This window comes from Sediminibacterium ginsengisoli (genome assembly GCF_900167075.1).
GTDB lineage: Bacteria > Bacteroidota > Bacteroidia > Chitinophagales > Chitinophagaceae > Sediminibacterium > Sediminibacterium ginsengisoli.
On sequence record NZ_FUWH01000002.1, the window covers coordinates 161,289 to 182,068 of the forward strand.

13 protein-coding genes are annotated in these 20,780 nt (G+C 46.5%); 10 read left to right on the plus strand and 3 right to left on the minus strand.

Features of this window, described 5'->3' with window-relative positions:
• The first annotated feature begins 49 nt into the window (after positions 1 to 49).
• The 7 genes from B5D42_RS03805 to B5D42_RS03835 all read left to right on the plus strand — a co-directional run bounded on the left by B5D42_RS03805 (position 50) and on the right by B5D42_RS03835 (position 10,645).
• Positions 50 to 1,588 (plus strand): DUF4955 domain-containing protein, encoded by a 1,539-nt coding sequence (locus B5D42_RS03805; RefSeq protein WP_217698783.1) that lies wholly within the window; start codon positions 50 to 52, stop codon positions 1,586 to 1,588.
• A gap of 12 nt (positions 1,589 to 1,600) precedes the next feature.
• The gene (locus B5D42_RS03810) at positions 1,601 to 2,791 is read left to right on the plus strand and encodes an SGNH/GDSL hydrolase family protein (RefSeq protein ID WP_078830122.1); all 1,191 of its coding nucleotides are present in this window, start codon (positions 1,601 to 1,603) and stop codon (positions 2,789 to 2,791) included.
• A gap of 97 nt (positions 2,792 to 2,888) precedes the next feature.
• Positions 2,889 to 5,168, plus strand: coding sequence for a PDZ domain-containing protein (locus B5D42_RS03815; RefSeq protein ID WP_217698784.1), 2,280 nt, complete (start codon positions 2,889 to 2,891; stop codon positions 5,166 to 5,168).
• Positions 5,168 to 6,961, plus strand: a complete 1,794-nt coding sequence (locus B5D42_RS03820; protein WP_078830485.1) for an alpha-L-fucosidase — start codon at positions 5,168 to 5,170, stop codon at positions 6,959 to 6,961. The genes B5D42_RS03815 and B5D42_RS03820 overlap by 1 nt, the downstream gene beginning before the upstream one ends.
• A gap of 16 nt (positions 6,962 to 6,977) precedes the next feature.
• Positions 6,978 to 8,498: a sialate O-acetylesterase gene (locus B5D42_RS03825; protein WP_078830124.1), complete on the plus strand. Its 1,521-nt coding sequence runs from the start codon at positions 6,978 to 6,980 to the stop codon at positions 8,496 to 8,498.
• Between the two features lie 19 nt (positions 8,499 to 8,517).
• Complete coding sequence (locus B5D42_RS03830; RefSeq protein WP_139366973.1) at positions 8,518 to 9,498, plus strand: glycoside hydrolase family protein; 981 nt, start codon at positions 8,518 to 8,520, stop codon at positions 9,496 to 9,498.
• 19 nt (positions 9,499 to 9,517) lie between these two features.
• The gene (locus tag B5D42_RS03835) at positions 9,518 to 10,645 is read left to right on the plus strand and encodes a glycoside hydrolase family 88/105 protein (protein WP_078830126.1); all 1,128 of its coding nucleotides are present in this window, start codon (positions 9,518 to 9,520) and stop codon (positions 10,643 to 10,645) included.
• A 94-nt stretch (positions 10,646 to 10,739) separates the two neighbouring features.
• On the opposite strand, the gene B5D42_RS03840 is transcribed toward B5D42_RS03835, so the two are convergent.
• Positions 10,740 to 12,296, minus strand: coding sequence for a hypothetical protein (locus tag B5D42_RS03840; protein WP_139366974.1), 1,557 nt, complete (start codon positions 12,294 to 12,296; stop codon positions 10,740 to 10,742).
• A gap of 163 nt (positions 12,297 to 12,459) precedes the next feature.
• Between B5D42_RS03840 and B5D42_RS03845 the strand changes: the two genes are divergently transcribed.
• Complete coding sequence (locus tag B5D42_RS03845) at positions 12,460 to 14,481, plus strand: glucosidase family protein (protein ID WP_078830127.1); 2,022 nt, start codon at positions 12,460 to 12,462, stop codon at positions 14,479 to 14,481.
• 7 nt (positions 14,482 to 14,488) lie between these two features.
• Here B5D42_RS03845 and B5D42_RS03850 read toward each other — a convergent pair whose 3' ends face one another.
• Positions 14,489 to 16,648: an alpha-galactosidase gene (locus B5D42_RS03850; RefSeq protein ID WP_078830128.1), complete on the minus strand. Its 2,160-nt coding sequence runs from the start codon at positions 16,646 to 16,648 to the stop codon at positions 14,489 to 14,491.
• Positions 16,649 to 16,681: 33 nt separating this feature from the next.
• The gene (locus tag B5D42_RS03855; RefSeq protein ID WP_078830129.1) at positions 16,682 to 17,548 is read right to left on the minus strand and encodes an AraC family transcriptional regulator; all 867 of its coding nucleotides are present in this window, start codon (positions 17,546 to 17,548) and stop codon (positions 16,682 to 16,684) included.
• A gap of 284 nt (positions 17,549 to 17,832) precedes the next feature.
• On the opposite strand from B5D42_RS03855, the gene fucP reads away from it, so the two are divergent.
• Together fucP and B5D42_RS03865 are read left to right on the plus strand one after the other, a co-directional pair.
• On the plus strand, positions 17,833 to 19,074 hold the full coding sequence (fucP, locus tag B5D42_RS03860) for an L-fucose:H+ symporter permease (RefSeq protein ID WP_078830130.1): 1,242 nt from the start codon (positions 17,833 to 17,835) through the stop codon (positions 19,072 to 19,074).
• 18 nt (positions 19,075 to 19,092) lie between these two features.
• Positions 19,093 to 20,754 (plus strand): UxaA family hydrolase, encoded by a 1,662-nt coding sequence (locus tag B5D42_RS03865; RefSeq protein WP_078830131.1) that lies wholly within the window; start codon positions 19,093 to 19,095, stop codon positions 20,752 to 20,754.
• Positions 20,755 to 20,780: the final 26 nt, after the last annotated feature.

A 20,780-nucleotide genomic window follows, 5' to 3' on the forward strand; every position in this document is an offset into this window, starting at 1 on the left:
CTTTCATGTAATTACAAATAAAACTCTTCCGCTAATCAACGCATATCCGATGAAAAGAATGTTCCTGTTCGCCGCTGGTATTTGCCTGGCTTCTCTGAAACCACAGGCCCAGACCATTGCACCTTTATGGAAAGATTTTGTAAAAGCAAAACAATCAGGTCAGGTGCCGGTATTGCCTGATTTTTCTTATGCCGGTTATCACTGGTCTGAAAAACAGATCCCTGATGTGAGTGGCAGAAAATATTTCAAGGTAACAGATTATGGCGCTATACCGAACGACGCAGGTTATGACGATGATGCAATCCAGAAGGCGATCCTTGCAGCAGAAGCAAATCCCGGCGGTGGCGTCGTTTATTTTCCTGCAGGGAAATACATGATCGCGGCAGATACGATGCATGAAAAACAGATCCGGATCTCTAAAAGCAACATTGTGCTGAAAGGCGCTGGAAGTGGCCCCGGCGGAACCGAAATATACCAGCACCAGATGCGCATCAACGGCAGACAGATCTATTTCAAACCTGCAGACGTTCAATCAAAAAAACTGACCACAATTACAAAGAACGCCAGCCGTGAAACTTTTTCAGTAGAAGTAGCGGATGTAAGCGGGCTGAGAGAAGGGCAGGATATCGTGATCCGTAACAGGAGCGAGGCTTTCACACGCCAGTATTTTGCCCCGCTGGAACTGAAGCCCGAATGGACAAGACTCTTTGGCGCGAATGGCGGAATGCAGATTTATGAAATTCATACGATTGAGAAAATAGAAGGGAATAAGGTCCGGTTTAAAAATCCGTTACATCTCGATATCCGCATGGTGCCTGATGCTTCCTGGGATGTGGTTACTTATCCGCACATGGAAGAGTGTGGCGTTGAAGATATCCTGTTCACCAGTAACTGGAAAACCTACCCTGAAGAATTTATACATCATAAAAATGAAATACACGATTATGCCTGGGAAGCAATCGGTATGGAATATGTAAAGAACAGCTGGGTAAGAAACTGCGAGTTCCACGATTGGAATGAAGGAATATATATCCGCTCCGGATACCAGGTAACTGTTCAGCAAACAAATTTCCGTGGCAAGAAAGGACATGCATCCGTACATGCACGCACCGGTTATGGTGTACTGATACGCGATTGCAGTTTTAATAATGCACAACACCACGGTGCGGGCACCGGTTACAGCGCGGCAGGTACAGTTGTTACTCATTGCAGTCTTGGAACGGATCAGAATTTTGATATTCACTCAGGACAGCCTTATGCCACTTTATACGATGATATTACCGGAGGTGTATTCTATAACCTCGGTGGGCCGGAACCCGGACATCCGCACCATGGCCGTAACCTGGTATTGTGGAATTTCCATCACAGCTCCGCAAAAGACCAGCACTATGATTTCTGGGACATGACGAAGAGACGCAATTATACAATTGCAGATCCGGTACTGGTTGGTTTTCAGTCTGACCGTAAAGTAACATTTGCACATGAAGGCGTAAACCAGCTGCAGGGAAAACAGGTTGGTCCGCTGTCGCTGTTTGAAGCACAACTGACCCTGAGGCTCACCGGAAAAGACATAACAGCGGGAAAATAAAAGCAGGAGAAAATGAACATTTTCAGAAAAATATTGCCCGGACTGTTGCTATTGCAATGCCTCACTGCGATCGCACAGCAAAAGCTCCAGAGTGAAGGGTTTATCAGGCGTTACGGAAACCTGGATAATTTTCATTATTACATGATCAAAGATCATAAGGCCACAGTGGCTTTTCTCGGTGGTTCCATCACCAACATGAAAGGCTGGCGTGATCAGACGGAGGCATACCTGAAAATGCAATACCCGGATATAGCGTTTACATTTATCAATGCAGGCATACCTTCTTTGGGAAGTGTGCCGCATGTATTCCGGCTGCAACGGGATGTGCTCGACAAGGGAAAGATTGACCTGCTTTTTGTGGAAAGCGCCGTAAATGACCATGTAAACGGAACGGCGGCAATACAGCAGCAAAGAGCACTGGAAGGAATCATTCGTCATGCCCGTAGCACAAATCCTTACATGGATATTGTACTCATGGCATTTGTTGACGAAGACAAGATCGCAGATTATAACAACGGTAAAGTGCCGGCAGAAGTAACCTTGCATCATGACCTGGCAGCTTATTACAAATTGCCTTTTATCAACCTGGCGGAAGAAATTACCAGGCGGATCGGTGCCGGTGAATTCAACTGGAAGGATGATTTTAAGAACCTGCATCCGTCGCCATTCGGGCAGGAACTGTATGCGGCAACTATCCGGACAATGCTGGCAGGCGCTAAGCAGAAAGAACTGAAACAACCATTGGCATATACATTGCCTGCACCCAAAGATAAAACCAGTTATACGCAAGGTCATTATGTTGAAGTAGGCCAGGCTGAAAGCAAAGGCTTTGCGCTTCATACTTCATGGAAGCCATCGGACAGCGTTAGGACGAGGCCAGGCTTTGTAAATGTACCTGTGCTGACAGCGGAGAAGCCCGGCGCATCACTTTCATTTTCATTTACAGGAAACGCTGCAGGTATTGCAGTGCTGGCAGGACCAGATGCAGGCATTATTAGTTACAGCATAGATGGCAAAGAAGAAAAAGAAATGAACCTGTACACCCAATGGAGCAAGTCGTTACATCTTCCCTGGTACCAGGTTCTTGCAGACGGATTGCCGGAAGGAAAACATACACTCAGCATTCGCATAGCGGACAAAAAAGATCCGGATTCAAAAGGCAATGCCTGCCGGATCGTTTATTTCCTGGTGAATGGTAAATAATCCACACATGATCAGACGGAACTGTCTTTACATTTTTTTAAGCATGCTTTTAATGGTATGCACAGGAATAAAACTGTCAGCACAATCTGTTCTTTATGTGTCGGTATCTGGAAATGATGCAAATGAAGGCACGAAGGAAAAACCATTCGCAACACCAGAACAGGCTAAGCTTAAAGCCAGGACTATTCGTGGGAAATTAACAGTATACCTGCGTGGCGGTACTTATTATCTGCAAAAGCCATTGGTATTTACTCCTGCCGATAGCAGGAAAGACAATGAACCTCTGGTATTCACAGCGTATCATGACGAGCAGGTTGTATTCAGTGGTGCAAGGCAGTTACAACTGAAATGGGAAAAGAACAACGGAACAACCTGGCGGGCCTCGATACCCGAAGATCTCACCTGGGACCGGCTGTTCATTAACGGGAAATTACAGCAGATGGCGCGTTATCCTAATTATAATCCAGCTGCAAAAATATTCAAGGGCACAGCTCCGGATGCAATCAGTCCTGAACGGATAAAAAAATGGAACCATCCGGAAGGCGCATACGTACATGCTTTACACAGAAGTGAATGGGGCGATTTTCATTACCGGGTTCTTGGCAAGGATGATACCGGTGCGCTGAAAATGGAAGGGGGCTGGCAGAATAACCGTAAGATGGGAATGCACAAAGATTTCCGGTTTGTAGAAAATGTCAGGGAAGAACTAGATACTGCGGGAGAGTGGTATGCGGATAAGAATAAAGGACTGCTATTGTATTATCCTGCCACACCAACGAGTCTTAGCAGAGCGGTAATTGAAGTTCCGCAACTGGCGCATCTTGCGGAGTTCAGGGGAACTGCGGCAGATCCGGTCAGGAATATTTCTCTTGAAGGATTGTCATTTACGCAAACAACCAGGACTTTCATGCAGACGAATGAACCATTGCTGCGCAGTGACTGGGCTGTATACCGTGGTGCTGCAGTATTCTTCACCGGTACAGAGCATTGTTCGGTGCGAGGGGCTTCTTTTTATGATCTGGGAGGTAACGGCGTATTCTTCAGCAATTATAACCGTAACGATGATGTTTCAGGATGTTCCTTTATCAATATCGGTGCAAGTGCGGTATGCTTTGCAGGCGATCCTGCAGCTGTCCGGTCGCCGCTTTATGAATATCACGAATCATTGCCTTTGGAAAAGATCGACAGAACGCCAGGCCCGATTGGTGTTAATTATCCGGCAGCCTGCACGGTGTACGACAACCTGATACATGATATCGGGCTGGAGGAGAAACAGGTGGCTGGTGTACAGATCTCCATGTCGCAGGATATCCTCGTTAAGCATAATACGATCTATAATGTTCCGCGTGCAGGTATTAATATCAACGACGGAACCTGGGGTGGCCATGTGATTGAATACAACGATGTGTTCAACACAGTGCTGGAAACAGGAGATCACGGTGCATTCAATTCCTGGGGGCGGGATCGGTTCTGGCACCCTGTGCGCGACAGCATGAATGCCCGTACGGATAAATTACGTGATGAGCTGGTATTGCTGGATGCAGTTCATACTAATATTATCAGGTATAACAGGTTCCGCTGCGATCATGGCTGGGATATAGATCTTGATGACGGTTCAACCAATTACGAGATTTACAATAACGTGCTGCTGAACGGAGGACTTAAACTTCGTGAAGGATTTTTCAGGAAGGCAGAGAACAATATCATCCTTAATAATTCCTTTCATCCGCACGTATGGTTCCGTAACAGTGAAGATGTATTTGTGAAAAATGTGATTGCAACCTCTTATAAACCCGTACGCATCAATGTGTGGGGTAAGCAAGTAGATAAAAATGTTTTCCTTGATTCCCTGTCGCTGATCAAAGAGCAGCAGGCAGGACACGATCAGCATTCCGTTTATGCAGCGCCGGCTTTCATGGATGCGTCCAAAGGTGATTACAGGCTGAAACCCGGATCGGCAGCCTTCTCCACGGGATTTCAAAATTTCCCGATGGATAATTTTGGCGTGATCTCACCGCCGTTGAAAGCCCGGGCAATGGAACCGCCATTGCCGGAATTACTGTTATTCAATGAACAAAACGACCAGGCACTTTCAGAGTTCATGGGTTTAAAAGTGAAGAACCTGAATACACTCGCTGAACGATCTGCCACAGGCATGCATGCAGAAACGGGTGTGTTAGTTAAGGAAGTGGATGCTTCAAGCCCTTTGCGGGCTTATATCAGGCCGAATGATGTGATCCTTGAATTCAATGAAACAGCAACGCCGGATCTGCGTGCTTTGCGGGAGGCCAAAATCGGGAAAAGGCTACGGAACACATTTACCATCAAGTTATTCCGAGATCAGCAGGAACAACTCATTCAAATAACCATCCGATGATGAAAAAACAGAAATATATAAGGTTACTTCTTTGTCTGGTTTTCTTTGCCAAAACCAGTAGTTATGCACAGGTAATGGAAGAGATGTGGGATAAAGGAACAGGTTTGAAAGAACACCCCAATGTTGGTTGGTTCAAAGATGCAAAGTTTGGTCTGTTCATTCACTGGGGATTATACTCAAAGCTTGCGGGTAAGTGGAACGGGAAAAATTATTATGGCAGCGGCGAGTGGATCATGAACCAGGCAAAAATACCGGCTGCAGAGTACGCTAAAGTAGCATCAACATTTAATCCTGTGAACTTCAACGCAGACGAATGGGCGCAGCTGGCTTCGGATGCGGGCATTAAATATCTTGTTATTACAGCGAAACATCATGAAGGTTTCGCGATGTTCGATTCAAAGGCTTCTGATTTCAATATCGTAAAAGCAACGCCTTATGGCAAAGACCCCATGAAAGCGCTTGCAACTGCAACAGCGAAAAAAAATATCAGGTTCGGATTTTATTATTCACAGTTTGTGGATTGGCATGAACCGAATGGCGGACGCAACAGCTGGGATTTTGATGAAAGCAAAAAGAATTACGCCAGCTATTACAGCCAGAAAGCAATACCGCAATTAAAAGAACTGCTTACCAATTATGGTCCGCTCGGTATTGTATGGTTTGATCTTCCGGGTGGTTTAACGAAAGAAGAAACGCAAAAACTTGTAGACAGTCTGCATGCCTTACAACCGCAAAGCCTTTTCAGCAGCAGGGTGGGGCAAGGCCTCGGTGATTACAAGGATTTCGGAGATTCTGAAATACCTGACGCGCCTGTGAAAGGCGCATGGGAATCCATTTACACACATAATGATTCGTGGGGTTATATCGAACATGACCTGAATTTCAAATCACCTGCTGCTATTATACAGCTGCTGGCAAAAGTGGCATCCAAAGGCGGCAACCTGATGTTGAATGTTGGACCTGATGGGAATGGCCGGATCCCTTATCATTCTGTAAAATATCTCCGGGAAACTGGTAAGTGGCTAAAGAAAAACGGCGAAGCGATCTATGGCACTACTTACGGTTTTATACCGCAACAGCCCTGGGGCGTAACCACTGCAAAACCGGGCAAACTTTTCCTTCATGTATTCAGCAGGCCGGGCAACGGAAAATTGCTGGTACCCGGATTCAGTAATGCCGTTAAAGCTGTATATGCATTAGGAAACCGGCAGTCCGTTAGCTGGAAAAAAGCAGGGAATGATCTTGAACTGCAGTTACCCGCTTTTGCACAGGATGCTCCCAACACTGTATTTGTAGTTGAGTACACGGGCGCGCAACCAGGTTATGATAATAAGTCAGCGCAGATAGTATCCGGTCAATATGCAACAACTGTTCTCGACGCACATACAGCGCGATTGTCCGGTAATCCCAAAACAAAAAGCTTTACGTTCAGTCATTATTTCGGCGATTGGAAACATGAGACCTGTGTTATAGATATGCAGCAGAAAAAAGATAGCATCTCCTTTCAGTTACGTGTGACAGAGCCCGGTGATTACAGGATCGTACTGGAATACAGCTGCGGACAGGAAGGCTTTAAGCAGGAAGGAGTGATCGGTTTCGCCGGTCAGCAATACCTGTTCAGGACATTGAAAACCGGGGAATTTGAGAAGAACACACCGTTGCTGTTTATTAAACACGCAGTAAGTATTGCAACAGTGCAGCAGCCGGGTGAATATACATTGAGCATTCATCCTTATCAGGATGGAAAAGAATTATTCAAACTCAGGAGTGTGATCCTTGAACCCGTAAAATAATGATCAAATCATAAGCATGAAAAAGCAAGTTAGTTTTTTAATTGTCCTGCTGCTTTTGCTGCAGCAGCTGCAGGCAAATGTAAAATTGCCGGCTGTTATTGCAGACAATATGGTGCTGCAGCAGCAAACAACAGTGGCATTATGGGGCTGGGCAGATCCGGGTGAAGAGATTCAGGTAACAGCGGGCTGGAATAACCAGGTTGCAAAAGTTACAGCCAATGCAAACGGGAACTGGCTGGTTCGTATGAATACCATAAAAGCAGGCGGCCCCTATACCCTCGAATTCAAAGGGCATAACAGTATCCGGGTAAGCAATGTGCTTCTTGGTGAAGTATGGCTATGTTCCGGTCAGTCCAATATGGAATTTCCGCTGGCGAAAGGACAGGGCTGGCGGACAGGCATCAATGATTATGAAAAAGAAACAGCTGCTGCAAATTATCCGGAGATGCGCTTGTTTACTGTTAAGCAGGCTGTTTCCGGCGAGCCGTTGAAGAATGTGGAAGGAAGCTGGGGCGCATGTACACCTGGAACGGCAGCTGGTTTTTCTGCGGTAGCCTATTTCTTTGCCCGTAAACTGATACAGGAAACGGGTATTCCCGTAGGAATGATCCACAGTTCCTGGGGCGGAACTCCTGCGGAATCCTGGGTATCCAGAGAAGTACTGGAAAGCAATGAAATACTCCAGCCTGTTCTTACGCGTTATGATAATGCTGTGACTGCTTATCCCGAAGTACAAAAAAAATATGCTGCAGATCTGGATGCATGGAAAAAAGCCCCGAAGGATACTGCAAAACCTGAACCTAAAAAGCCGGTCGATCCCATGAAGGATTCCAAATCGCCCACTAAACTTTATAATGCGATGATTCATCCGCTGGTACCTTATACCTTAAAAGGTGTGATCTGGTACCAGGGCGAATCAAACTCGGCGCGTGCTTATCAATACCGCACATTATTCCCTGCGCTGATCAACAGCTGGCGCAAAGAATGGCAGGCATCTTTACCTTTCTATTTTGTGCAGATCGCAACACATTACAAGCAGCACCCCGAGATCAGGGAGGCACAGCTGATGACTTACCGCTCCGTGCCAAATACTGGTATAGTGGTGATCACGGACCTCGGAGACAGTACAGATATACATCCGCGAAACAAGCAGCCGGTCGGAGAACGGCTTGCACGTTGGGCACTCGCAAAACAATATGGCAGGAAAGACCTGGTTTATTCAGGCCCGTTGTATAAAAGCGCGGAACAAAAAGGAAATAAAATGATCCTCGCATTCGATCATGCCGAAGGCTTGAACAGTCCGGAAGCTTTACTGGGCGAATTTGTTATTGCCGGCACGGACAAGAAGTTTGTAAAAGCGAACGCGAAGATCGTTGGCAATACGATCGAAGTGTGGAGTGATGAAGTAATAAAGCCGGCAGCAGTCCGGTTTGCGTGGAAACCTTTTTCAAGACCCGCCTTGTTCAACAAAGCAGGTCTGCCGGCTTCGCCTTTCAGAACAGATGACTGGCCGGGTGAAACAGAAGGAAAATATTGATCGCAGTAAAATGTACGTTATGAAACAAAGGAAAAAATATGCAGTGCAGTTCTTCCATTTACTGGTTGCGGTATACCTGGCCTGTGGTGCTCATGCACAAACAACTATGAAAGAATCGATCGGACCTGCAGTTAAAAACGGTGGTTTCAGGATGGACGGTTATATTTTATGGTGTCCTTCTGTTATCAAAGTGGGAAATACATATCATATGTTCGCATCCCGCTGGCCTGAAGAGTATGGGTTGGCAGGCTGGACGAAATATTCAGAGATCGTAAGAGCTACTTCAGATCAGTTACTGGGGCCTTATACTTTTCAGGAAGTAGTGGTTCAAAAGCGCGAAGGGTACTGGGATAATGACAGAGCCCATAATCCCAAGATCGTGAAAGCGGGTGATAGGTATGTGTTATATTATATCTCGTCCGCCAACGAAACGGGCTATGCATATGCTTCATCCATAAATGGCCCTTGGACACGCTGCGACAGTACAGCTATGCCTTTCTCGAACCCTGCACCGCTTGTGCGGGCGGATGGAAGTATTTATGTGTTTGGAAGAAAGGCTGTGAATGATATCCGCATAGCACAGGGATATACAGCAACATCGTTTAGCTCTAAATACAAACTGCTCAATGAAGGCAACAATCTTTTACCCGGCGTAAATCAGCTGGAAGATCCGACGATCTGGTGGGCTTCAGGGCAATATAATGTGATCCTCAGTGATCTCAAAGGCGATGCGACAGGCGTTAATAAGAACGGCGCACAGTATTATTCCAAAGATGGAGTGCATTATCAGTTATTGTCGAAGGACCCTGTGTATACAAAAACGGTGAATTATGATGACGGGACGAGTTATACATTCCGTCGTCGCGAACGTCCTTTTGTTTTCACCAATGAAAAAGGCGAGGTAACGGCATTCTTCACATCATGCCTGACGGACAAAGACAGGTCATGGATAGAAGCGCAGCCCGTCAAAAATTATGTACCTGAATCTCATGATAAATAACCAAAACCTGAATTAAAATATGAAACGCATTTACCTGAAACATGCAGCACTGGCACTGGCAGCAATACCGCTTGCCATGAAAATCAGTGCCCAGGATCTTAAAAAGTTCCCTGCAGGGGCCGGACCTGCTGAGGTCGGGAAAAGAATAGCGGCGAGATTCATCGCAACGCCGCATACGAATTTCGGCAAGCCAACACCTCCCCGCGTAATCACTTATGCAGAAACATGTACATGGTACGGTGCATTGAATTTTGCTGCTGTTACAGGAGATAAAACCCTTACAGCCCAGCTTGCACAAAGGTTCGAGCCATTGTTCGGATCAAGGGATACATTGATCCCCAAACCTGATCACGTAGACTATACAGTATTCGGTTCTGTTCCGCTGGAACTTTACCGCCAGACCAAAGAACAGCGTTACCTCGATCTGGGAAAAAGAATCGCCGATAAACAATGGGGGCCACCGGAAGGGCCGCGTGTAACAGCAGAGTCGCACCGGTTCTACGGGAAAGGCCTTACCTGGCAAACACGTTTATGGATAGATGATATGTTTATGATCACCTGTGTACAGGCACAGGCATATCGTGCTACCGGCGACAGGAGCTATATTGATAAAGCCGCAAAGGAAATGGTATTCTACCTGGATTCGCTTCAGCGTCCCAACGGACTTTTCTATCATGCGCCGGATGTTCCTTTTTACTGGGGGCGGGGTAATGGCTGGATGGCTGCGGGTATGAGTGAACTGCTTCGTTCTTTGCCCAAAGACAATCCGGACAGGCCCAGGATCATGGACGGATATAAAAAGATGATGGCATCACTGCTTCAGTTTCAGAATGAAAAAGGAATGTGGCGCCAGCTGGTGGATGACCCCGCTTCATGGGAAGAAACTTCGGGCAGTGGTATGTTCACATTTGCTTTCATAACAGGCGTTAAAGAAGGCTGGCTCGATAAACAGGTATATGGACCTGCTGCCCGTAAAGGCTGGCTGGCATTGACCGGTTATATCAATGCAGATAACGACATTACGGATGTATGCGAAGGCACCAATAAAAAGAACGATCGTCAATATTATCTCGACAGAAAGCGACTTACCGGAGATCAGCACGGGCAGGCACCACTGCTCTGGTGTGCAACGGCTTTATTACGCTGATAACAGCTAGATACTTAAACAAAAATGCCTGCAAATAGCAGGCATTTTTGTTTCTTAAGGATCAATCAGTTATACAGTTCGTATAACATATGTTTTATTTCTTCCGGGCTTTCAATTGTGCCATGTATAAAGATGGCGGATCTGCTTTTTTATGTTGCAGTTCCCATTCGCCGTCATTTCTCTCTTTAAAACGCCCATCTTTTTTCACGCCCTGCAACCCGATACTGTAATTTTTGCCGCCGGCCCATGGGTTTTGTACAGTAGCGGCTTTTACAGAACAGTTCCACAATACCTGTGTAATACCAGCCCAGCCATGTCCGCTGCCCCAGTTACCCCTGTCCTGGATATTGATTTCACCGTCGGTGGTAATGTTGTCGTACAGTGTACCCATTGCCCAGCGGTGGTGAGGGCCTATGTCGGCATGTGTTCTTTTAGCTGTACAATTATAAAACACATTGGGTCCGCATACACGTGCACCGGTCACAAAGTCGTGCCTGCCTTCGGTTGTGTGACAATTGATAAAAAGATTCAGCTGCCCGTCGTTATTGAAAGAATACCTGCGTCCGCCGGTGATCACTGATTTGGCGTCGAAACAATTTGAATTCAGAACGGAAATATTTTTTGCCTGTCCGCTGAGGTTCACGCAGGAGTAGCCGAAATAACGAGAAGTGACATTCCTGATCCAGCTGTGTTCAATTTTTCTGAACGAGATCGCATCCCACCCGTGATTTTCGGAAGTATCGGTCTGGTAATCGCTCTGGAAGAAAATGTTTTCAATTCCTACCTGGCTGATTCTGCCTGCAAAATCATATTTGTACAATTCTGCATTGCCGTATTTGGAATCGATAGCCATTACAACAGGATTATCGATAAACACTTTATTCCCCTCCACGCGGGTAATAACCCTTTCAAAAGAGAAATTGTATTCACTGGCTTTCCACTGCTTGGTGCCTTCACGTCCTTCAATTTTATCCATACGGAGATCACTGATCCACTGGTCGTTGGTGGTGGTATGCAGGATCACTTTATCGCCCGCTTTGAAGCCTGTGCCGGAGGAAACGCTGAAGGAATGAGCACCTACAGGCACATAAGCATCGGTTACCTGTACTTTGGATCCTTTTATTTCCTGGATATTCCCGCTTCCGGCAGCGATGAGCAATGGCATCTGCTGCGTGGCGGTGAGTAATAATTTTGTTCCTTTTTCAGTATCGCCCTCGCCACGCAGAATAACGCCAGAAGCTTCAATCTTGATGGAGTTGCTGAGTTTGTAAACACCTTTTTTCAACAATATGGCGCCCCTGTATCCGTTATTGTCGAGCGGACGTTTGCTTACTTCATCGATTGCATCCTGCAGCAGCTGCTGATCGGCTTCTGTTCCGGTTGGGCTGATTGTTTTCACAACAGCAATGTCGGGGATTTCTTTGTCGCCCCAGTAAAAACCAACCCTGCTGAAATCCGGGATAATATTTCCTTTTTCATCAGGTGTGTAGGTAAGCGAACCATCGCTGTTTGCGGTTACAAATTTGCTGCCGGCATAAGAACCTGCTACAGGCTGGTTCTTAACGGATGAAGAATCTGAAGATAATTGCAGAATAGCTGCTGCGGAAACGCTGCATGCGAGTGCAACGGCAACGATATGCCTGGTAATCATATGGCGGTTTTTAAAGTAATCGGAATCTGTTTCAGAACCTAATTTAAACAGTAATTCAACTGGCGTGGATGGAATGGTAGAATAAGTGAATGGTTAGCCAATTCCGGAAGATAAAACGAAAGGCAAAATAGTTGATTTGTAGTTTAAGTTTCAAAACTTGTCTATGCGTATAAGATTGCTTGTCTTGCTCCTGTTGCCTTTTGTGGTTATTGCGCAAACCGATCGCTGGCGTATAAAAGACGACGGCAGTATCGAATGGCTGATCAACGGCCGGCTGCCACACAGTGATCATATAGAAATGGGGGGCGAGAAAGTAGCAATGTGGATGCGATATACGATCGACAGCAATGCAACGCCTTCTTTTTCGCGAACGATGGTATATCCTTCCTACCGCTTATTGCCGGTCCGCACCATTGCACATATGACCTATAACGCAGAGGATAACGACCTGCCGCGGTTCTTCATCAACGATAAGATACTTAAAGCCGGTGTATACAATGCAGCCGTTCAGTCATCCTTGCCTGAAAAAGCGATCCGAATCACACATCATGGCATTATGAAAGTAGAAAGTTTGATCGGAAATGAAGGTGTGAGACTGATACGCAGTTATTTTCCTTCTGTAGACAAACCTGTAGCGATTGAAAAAATGGTCTTCATCAACGGTACACAGAAGCCGGTGAGATTTGAAATGGAATACCTGAAAAGAGAGACCAGACCTGCAACTGAAAGAACCGATGGTGGCCCGCATAGCTTTGTTATCTCAACGATCGGTGATGGTGTGAAACAGGTGCAGCCGGGAGACAGCGCCATTTTCGCTATACTTTATGAAGCACGTACAGGCAGTGAAAACAGCCTGCCCCTCGTTCCAGAACAGGAAGAGCAGAAAAGGAAAGACCGGATCAACGGACTCCTGTCTAAGCTGGTACTGGAAACTCCAGACGTTTTACTGAATACAACTTTCGCATTTGCAAAGATCCGTGCAGCCGAAAGTATCTACAATACAAAAGGCGGTTACATGCACGGTCCGGGCGGGCTAAGATATTATGCCGCGATCTGGGCCAATGACCAGGCTGAGTACATCAACCCTTTTTTTGCATTCCTGGGGGATACACTAGGAAACAGATCTGCAATGAATTCTTTCCGATTGTTCGCACGTTATATGAATGACGAGTACAAACCGATTCCGAGTTCAATTATTGCGGAAGGTAAATCGGTATGGCAGGGCGCGAAAGACAGGGGGGATATGGCTATGATCGCTTACGGTGCCGGCAGGTACGGACTTGCTTACGGAAGTAAAGACAGCGCACTTGTATTATGGCCATTGATAGAGTGGTGCCTTGAATATCTCGACCGCAAACTGAACAGCCGGGGCGTGGCAGAGAGTAACAGCGACGAGCTGGAAGGCCGTTTCCCTGCCGGGAAAGCCAATCTGAATACAAGCTGTCTTTATTATGACGCATTACGTTCGGCGGTGATGCTCGGTAAATTGTTGGGAAAACCTGCTGCTCAGCTGAAAGCCTATGAAGACAAAGCTGCACGTCTGAACATAGCTATTGAAAAATATTTCGGGGCAACGGTAGAAGGCTATAATACTTACCGTTATTACGAAGGGAATGATACCTTGCGTGCCTGGATCGCAACACCGCTGGTGATGGATATGTTCAATCGGAGAGAAGGAACACTGGAGGCATTGTTTTCGCCAAGATTATGGACAGAGGACGGTTTGGCTACGCTGGCAGGAGATAAGACCTTCTGGGATCGTTCAACCCTATATGGCCTGCGTGGTGCTTTTGCCGCGGGAGCCACAGAAAAAGCCATGCGTTACCTCACTTATTTTTCCCGCCGCAGGTTGCTGGGCGAGCATGTGCCTTATGCAGTAGAAGCTTATCCCGAAGGCAACCAGCGTCATCTTTCAGCTGAAAGTGGTTTGTATTGCCGCATTTATACCGAAGGCATGTTCGGGATAAGACCAACCGGTTTCCGCACGTTTAATATGACTCCACGGCTGCCCGAAGGCTGGCAAAACATGATGCTTCGAAAGATCCATGCTTTCGGCGGCGTATTTGATATCAAAGTAAGCAGTACGAACAAGAAGGATCAGCTGCTCATCAGTATCGCATCGGGTTCAGGTACCAAAGAATATACGATCCGTAAAGGAGAAACCTGCCAGGTAAAACTGGATTAGATCATTGCTATTTCTGTTCTGTCAGTTCAAATACGTTGCTGGTTTGAGGCAATGCCCTGTTGCCTGAAAGATTCAATCCGATCTGCATCAGGTATTCACCTGTAAAAATTTTGTCATTATCGGCCTGGGCGGATTTTGTACCCGGGAACAGGTTGATCTCTTTCAGCAGGTATTTCTTCCTGGCATCGAGTCCCTCGAGTAATACTTTTCCGAAAATATCTTTCCGGCTGCTGTTCAGGTTATAATTGAACAGGATGGCCGAACTTTTATCTGCAGAAACATACATTAACACAGCACGGTTGCTTTCATAAGGCGATATCAGCCTGAACTGGTCTCCATACCAGATCACGGGACTGATACGCTTGTACGTTTTTACCGCTTCCGCGCTGAATTGCATTTCCTGCGGTGTGAACGTGTTGGTACGGATGTCATAACCCATTTTACCCATCATTGCCACGTCGGTTTTAAACTTCAATGGCTGTTTACCCATGCCTGTTATATGTGCCGTAATGGTATTTGCGGGGAAGAAATAGGAATAACCCCACTGGATATAGATCCTGTCGAGCGGGTCTGTATTATCACTTGGCCAGAACTCGGTAAAATATTTCATCGCGCCATAATCGGTCCTGCCGCCGCCGCCAGAACAAAGCATGATCGGAAGCGTTGCATATTTCTTCCTGATGCGTTCCATCACTTTATAAAAGCCACGGGTGTATTCGATATATAAATGAGACTGCTTTTCGCCGAGGTATGTTGAGTACGCATTTGTCATGCTTCTGTTGCAATCCCATTTGATAAATGCGAGCCCGGGGTAGCGCGTAAGCATATCATCCACCAGGTTGTAAATAAAGTCCTGCACCTTCGGATTGGCAAGGTCGAGCACGAGTTGGTTGCGGCCATAATGTTCGGGGCGATTCGGAAGTTTCAGTATCCAGTCCGGATGCTTTTCATAGAGTTCGCTTTTAGGACTAACCATTTCCGGCTCCAGCCAGATTCCGAAATGAATGCCTTTTTGTTCTGCTTCTTTAACCAGGTAGGCGATTCCACCGGGTAATTTTAATTTGTCTTCCTGCCAGTCGCCCAGGGCGGTTTTGTCATCGTTACGTGGGTATTTGTTTCCAAACCAGCCATCATCCAGCAGGAACAGGTCTGCGCCGAGTTTTTTGGCTTCATCGAAAAGTTCAACGAGTTTATTCTCATTGAAAGCCATACGGGTTGCTTCCCAGTTATTAAGCAGGATATGGCGGTTGCCTTTACCATCGAGTACACCATAATTGCGGGCCCACTGGTGCAGGTTGCGGCTGGCTTCACCCTTGCCATTGCCGGACCAGGTAAAAAGGAATTCAGGTGTGGTGAAGGTTTCCGATGGCATCAGTTTGTATTCGGATGCATACGGATTAATGCCGGAAATAACACGTAGCCCGTTACGCTGGTCAATCTCGAAACTGTATTTGAAATTACCGGTCCAGTTGAGCGTGCCGGCAATCAGTTCGCCGGTTGTTTCCGTGGAGCGCTCATTGAGCGAAACGAAAAAGGTCTGTGTCTGGTAAAAGTTGGTGCGGGTGCCAAGTTTGCTTTCAAGGGCTTTGATACCGGGCGTGAGTTGCTCTTCCACCATTTCAACCTCTCTTGCCCAATCACCGTGAAACTGCGTAAGCCAGTACTGACCTGCATTGAAGTGCAGCATGGAAGAGGCATACTGGTAAAGCTGAACAGGTTTTTGCTCAAGGTTCCTGATAGCGCTCCAGGTCTTGATAATATTCTCGTTGTAAAAGAGCTGGTAATAAAGCGTAACTTCTACCGGGTAAACGGGGTCTTTCAAAAGGATTTCCGTTGTACTGATGTTTTTGTCATCGCCTGGAGAAACGCGGTGAGAAACGTATTGCAGTTCGAGAGAAGGATTGCCGTCTCCGTGCACAACCCTGATCGCCGCTTCATTCTGGTTTTCCATACCAGCGGTGAGGTAAACTTCCCTGCCTGTTTTTAACTGCCTGTAAACACTTGTATCCGTTTTTTTGCCAAGATAAGATTGTACAAGCCGCTGGTTGCTGCCAACAGTAAGTACCAGTGCTGTTTTATTTGTTTCCAGGATGATCTGCCTGGTGTTTTGCGCAATCAGTTCCAGGCACAGTATTGTGCAAACGAAAAAAGCAAGTGGTTTTCTCATAATCGGTTCTGGTGGATATGGATGTGTGTTCTGTTAGTTGGCTGTAAATTCTTTCTGATAAGTGAGCGGACTTTTGCCAGTGATCAGCTTGAAATATTTATGGAAACTGGTAAAATTATTGAACCCGCTTTCATAACAGATCTGCTTGATGCTGAAATTGTTTTCGATCAGCAGTTTACAGGCATGGCCCACACGTAACTCTATCAGGAACTGCGAATAGGTTTTTCTGGTGCGCGACTTGAAATACCTGCAAAAAGAATTAGGGCTGATATTGGCCATGGCAGCAATCTCGTCCAGCTGGATCTTATTCTTGAAATTGCGCATGGAATACTCATAAATGGTGTTGATCCTGTCATTTTCCGATTCTACAAAATCATGTTTGAAACCGATAGATGACATGGTAGACACGGTAGGGCAACTACCGATGGCAGATAAGGCTTCCATCAGCAATACGATACGGTTGGCGCCTTCGGCTTTCATCAGGCATTCGAGGATTTCCGCAACTTTTTCACGCGTACTGCCGGTAACCTGTAAACCCCGTTTGCCTTTTTCAAGTGCGTTTTTTATGCTGAGATTCTCAGGCAGGTGAAGGAAATGATCGCCCCAGAATTTTTCATGAAAATGCGCAACATGCACATCCGCTGTCTTGGGCGAATTCTCTTCGTAATAGATATCATCGAAACGCCAGTAATGGGGCAGGTTACTTCCGATGATCATCACATCACCCGATTTGAAACGGCTGATATTATCACCGATGAACTGGGTGCCTTCACCTTTCTTGATATGAATGAGTTCTACCTCGCCGTGGTAATGCCAGCGGTTGTTGATCGGGTAGAGATCCTGGCGGACACTGAATGAATGCCCAGGACCTTTCGATATTTTTAATAACTGGGGGCGCATTGAGCTATTTTGACAAGTATTTGGCTAAAACAATCGATTCGATGTAAATATAGGTTATCTTTTTATGAAATCATTTTTTTTCATCGCCCTGCTACTTATATTAAAAAACTGAATTATTTGAGTGTTAAAATAGTTGAATAGAAGGTAAAGCGGCTGCATTGCGTGCAAGCGCTTTCACTCGTTATTTGTTGGCTGAAAAACGCTTCTGGAAAGAAGTTCCCGGTACATAGATGACTACTTCTCATATGATTTGAAGCTTCTTTTATGTGCAGTAACGCTTGCTTATGGAAAAGAAAAACAATTACCTCCTGCCATTTATCCTGGTAACATCGCTCTTTTTTTTATGGGGCTTTGTACATAACCTGGATCCGATCCTGATCCCGCACCTGCGGAAAGCATTCCGCCTGAGTACCTTGCAGTCATCGCTGGTGGACTCTGCGGTATTTATTGCTTACTTCATCATGGCCTTGCCTGCCGGATTCATCATGCGGAAATATGGTTACAAATCCGGTATTATCATCGGCCTCACGCTTTTTGCTTTTGGTTCCTTTCTTTTTGTGCCGGCAGCAGATACCCGGCAATACCTGTTTTTCCTCGGCGCTTTGTTCATCATCGCGTGCGGACTTACCATACTTGAAACGGCAGCCAATCCGTACGCCACCATACTGGGAGCACCGGAAACGGCAACGCAGCGGCTCAACTTCGTTCAATCCTTTAACGGTCTCGCGGCAACAATAGCACCACTGATCGGCGGACGTTTTATCCTGTCGGGAAAAAACCTGACCGATGCTGAACTGGCGGCAATGACGGAGCAGGCAAGAAATGCTTATCTGCAGTCGGAGTCGGACAGCGTTAAAATGCCGTATATCATCCTTGGAAGTATCATCCTGCTTGTAGCCCTGTTCTTCTGGTTCACGCGTTTACCGGATGTTAAAGAAGAAGCGGGTGAGAAAAAGAAGGTATGGCACGCACTCAGACACAGGCACCTGAGCTGGGCGGTGATTGCACAGTTCTTTTATGTGGGCGCGCAGGTTTGTGTGTCGAGCTTTTTCATACTCATCGCAACGCGTGCGGCGGGTATCGGAGAACAGGCTGCTTCATCTTACCTTGGAATCTGTGGTTTCGCATTCATGAGCGGCCGTTTTATCGGCACCTTTATTATGCGCTATATAGCACCGGAAAAATTACTTACCTTATATGCAGCAGTTAACGTGGTACTGTGTGGAATTGCTATTTCTGCGGAAGGAATGATCACGATATATGCATTGATCGGTATCGCATTCTTTATGTCTATCATGTTCCCGACCATATTTGCACTCGGAATAAAAGACCTTGGCGGCGATACCAAGATCGGTTCAAGCCTGATCATTATGTCTATTGTTGGCGGCGCCGTGCTGCCCCCGGTGCTGGGTTATATTGCCGATCGTACAGGCAATATCCAGAACGGTTATATCGTACCGCTGATTTGCTTCGCGGTTGTTTTCTTATTCGGATGGAAGGGACATAAACTCCGTCCCGTTCAATAAATCTAATATGCACCTGTTATGGAATTGATACAAGCTGTTTCAGCAAAACATTTTTTACAGATACACCCCGCAGATAACGTACTGGTTGCACTACGTGATCTGCAGGCAGAGGCAGTGGTTCAGTTTGGTGATATTGAAATCAGGCTGAAAGAAAAGATACCTGCCAAACATAAATTCTTCATCAGTGATATGGAACAGGGGGCAGAAGTCCGCATGTATGGCGTACTGGTGGGCAAAGTACAGCACGATGTACACGAGGGTAGCCTGATGACAACAGGGAATACCAAACATGCGGCCGAGCAATATGCTTACAGGGGCACTGAATATCACTGGAGCCCGCCCGATACTTCCCGCTTTGTTAACAGAACATTCCAGGGTTATAAAAGAACGGATGGTCGTTACGGTACAGCCAATTACTGGTTGTTCATCCCGATGGTATTCTGCGAGAACCGCAACCTTGACATGATCCGGGAAGCGCTGCATTCCGAACTTGGTTATGCGCGCTCGGATAAATACAATCGCTTTACCCGCCAGTTGCTGGAAGCATATGAGCAGGGTGTCGATATCGAATCGGCTGACTTCTCCCCGGCGCCTGACCATAATAACGAAAGGGTTTTTAAAAATATAGATGGCATTAAATTCCTCAATCATACCGGCGGTTGCGGCGGTACAAGGCAGGATGCATCTACACTGAGTTCCCTCCTGGCTGCCTATGCAGATCATCCCAATGTGGCAGGCGTAACAGTGCTCAGCCTGGGTTGTCAGCACCTGCAGACAGAGTATTTCCTGAAGGATCTGAAACAGCGCAATCCTGCTTTTGATAAGCCATTGTTCACTTTTGAGCAACAGCAGTCTGAGAGTGAAGAAAGCCTGATCACAGATGCAATCAGGGCAACATTTAAAGGGTTGGTAGAGGTAAATAAAATTCACCGTGAACCAGCACCATTGAGTGCGCTTACGCTGGGTGTGAAATGCGGTGGGAGTGATGGTTTCAGCGGTATTTCTGCAAATCCTGCTGTAGGTTATGCTTCAGACCTGCTGGTGGCATTGGGCGGGAAGGTATTGCTGGCCGAGTTCCCGGAATTATGCGGCGCTGAGCAGGAACTGATCGACAGGTGTGTGACAGAAGCCGCAGCTGAAAAATTCATGCACCTGATGCGTTCTTACGATGAGCTTGCTGTTAAAGTAGGCTCCGGTTTTCACATGAATCCCTCGCCCGGCAATATCCGCGACGGACTGATCACAGATGCGATCAAATCTACCGGCGCGGCAAGAAAGGGTGGTACTTCGCCAGTTGTTGATGTGCTCGATTATACAGAACCGGCAACCCGCAGCGGGCTGAGCCTGGTCTGTACACCAGGTAATGATGTGGAAGCAACAACCGGTAAAGCAGCGTCGGGCGCTACCATCATCCTGTTTACGACAGGCCTCGGTACTCCAACAGGAAACCCCGTAGCACAAACGATCAAAGTAGCTACCAATACTTCACTGGCGAAAAGAATGAGCGATATTATTGATATCGATACAGGTGGTGTAATTACCGGCGAGAAAACCATCGCTGAAATGGGTGAGGAAATTCTCGAATTCTGTATCAGCGTAGCGAACGGAGAAACGATACCCAAAGCTGTGTTGCTCGGCCAGGACGACTTTATCCCCTGGAAAAGAGGCGTAAGTCTTTAATAAGTAAAAACGAAAATGCTTTAAAA

Excerpts from the sequence above, each read along its gene's own strand:
- B5D42_RS03805 (WP_217698783.1), top strand. The coding sequence starts at position 50 with ATGAAAAGAATGTTCCTGTTCGCCGCTGGTATTTGCCTGGCTTCTCTG.
- B5D42_RS03810 (WP_078830122.1), top strand. The coding sequence starts at position 1,601 with ATGAACATTTTCAGAAAAATATTGCCCGGACTGTTGCTATTGCAATGC.
- B5D42_RS03820 (WP_078830485.1), top strand. The coding sequence starts at position 5,168 with ATGAAAAAACAGAAATATATAAGGTTACTTCTTTGTCTGGTTTTCTTT.
- B5D42_RS03825 (WP_078830124.1), top strand. The coding sequence starts at position 6,978 with ATGAAAAAGCAAGTTAGTTTTTTAATTGTCCTGCTGCTTTTGCTGCAG.
- B5D42_RS03830 (WP_139366973.1), top strand. The coding sequence starts at position 8,518 with ATGAAACAAAGGAAAAAATATGCAGTGCAGTTCTTCCATTTACTGGTT.
- B5D42_RS03835 (WP_078830126.1), top strand. The coding sequence starts at position 9,518 with ATGAAACGCATTTACCTGAAACATGCAGCACTGGCACTGGCAGCAATA.
- B5D42_RS03840 (WP_139366974.1), bottom strand. The coding sequence starts at position 12,296 with ATGATTACCAGGCATATCGTTGCCGTTGCACTCGCATGCAGCGTTTCC.
- B5D42_RS03845 (WP_078830127.1), top strand. The coding sequence starts at position 12,460 with ATGCGTATAAGATTGCTTGTCTTGCTCCTGTTGCCTTTTGTGGTTATT.
- B5D42_RS03850 (WP_078830128.1), bottom strand. The coding sequence starts at position 16,648 with ATGAGAAAACCACTTGCTTTTTTCGTTTGCACAATACTGTGCCTGGAA.
- B5D42_RS03855 (WP_078830129.1), bottom strand. The coding sequence starts at position 17,548 with ATGCGCCCCCAGTTATTAAAAATATCGAAAGGTCCTGGGCATTCATTC.
- fucP (WP_078830130.1), top strand. The coding sequence starts at position 17,833 with ATGGAAAAGAAAAACAATTACCTCCTGCCATTTATCCTGGTAACATCG.
- B5D42_RS03865 (WP_078830131.1), top strand. The coding sequence starts at position 19,093 with ATGGAATTGATACAAGCTGTTTCAGCAAAACATTTTTTACAGATACAC.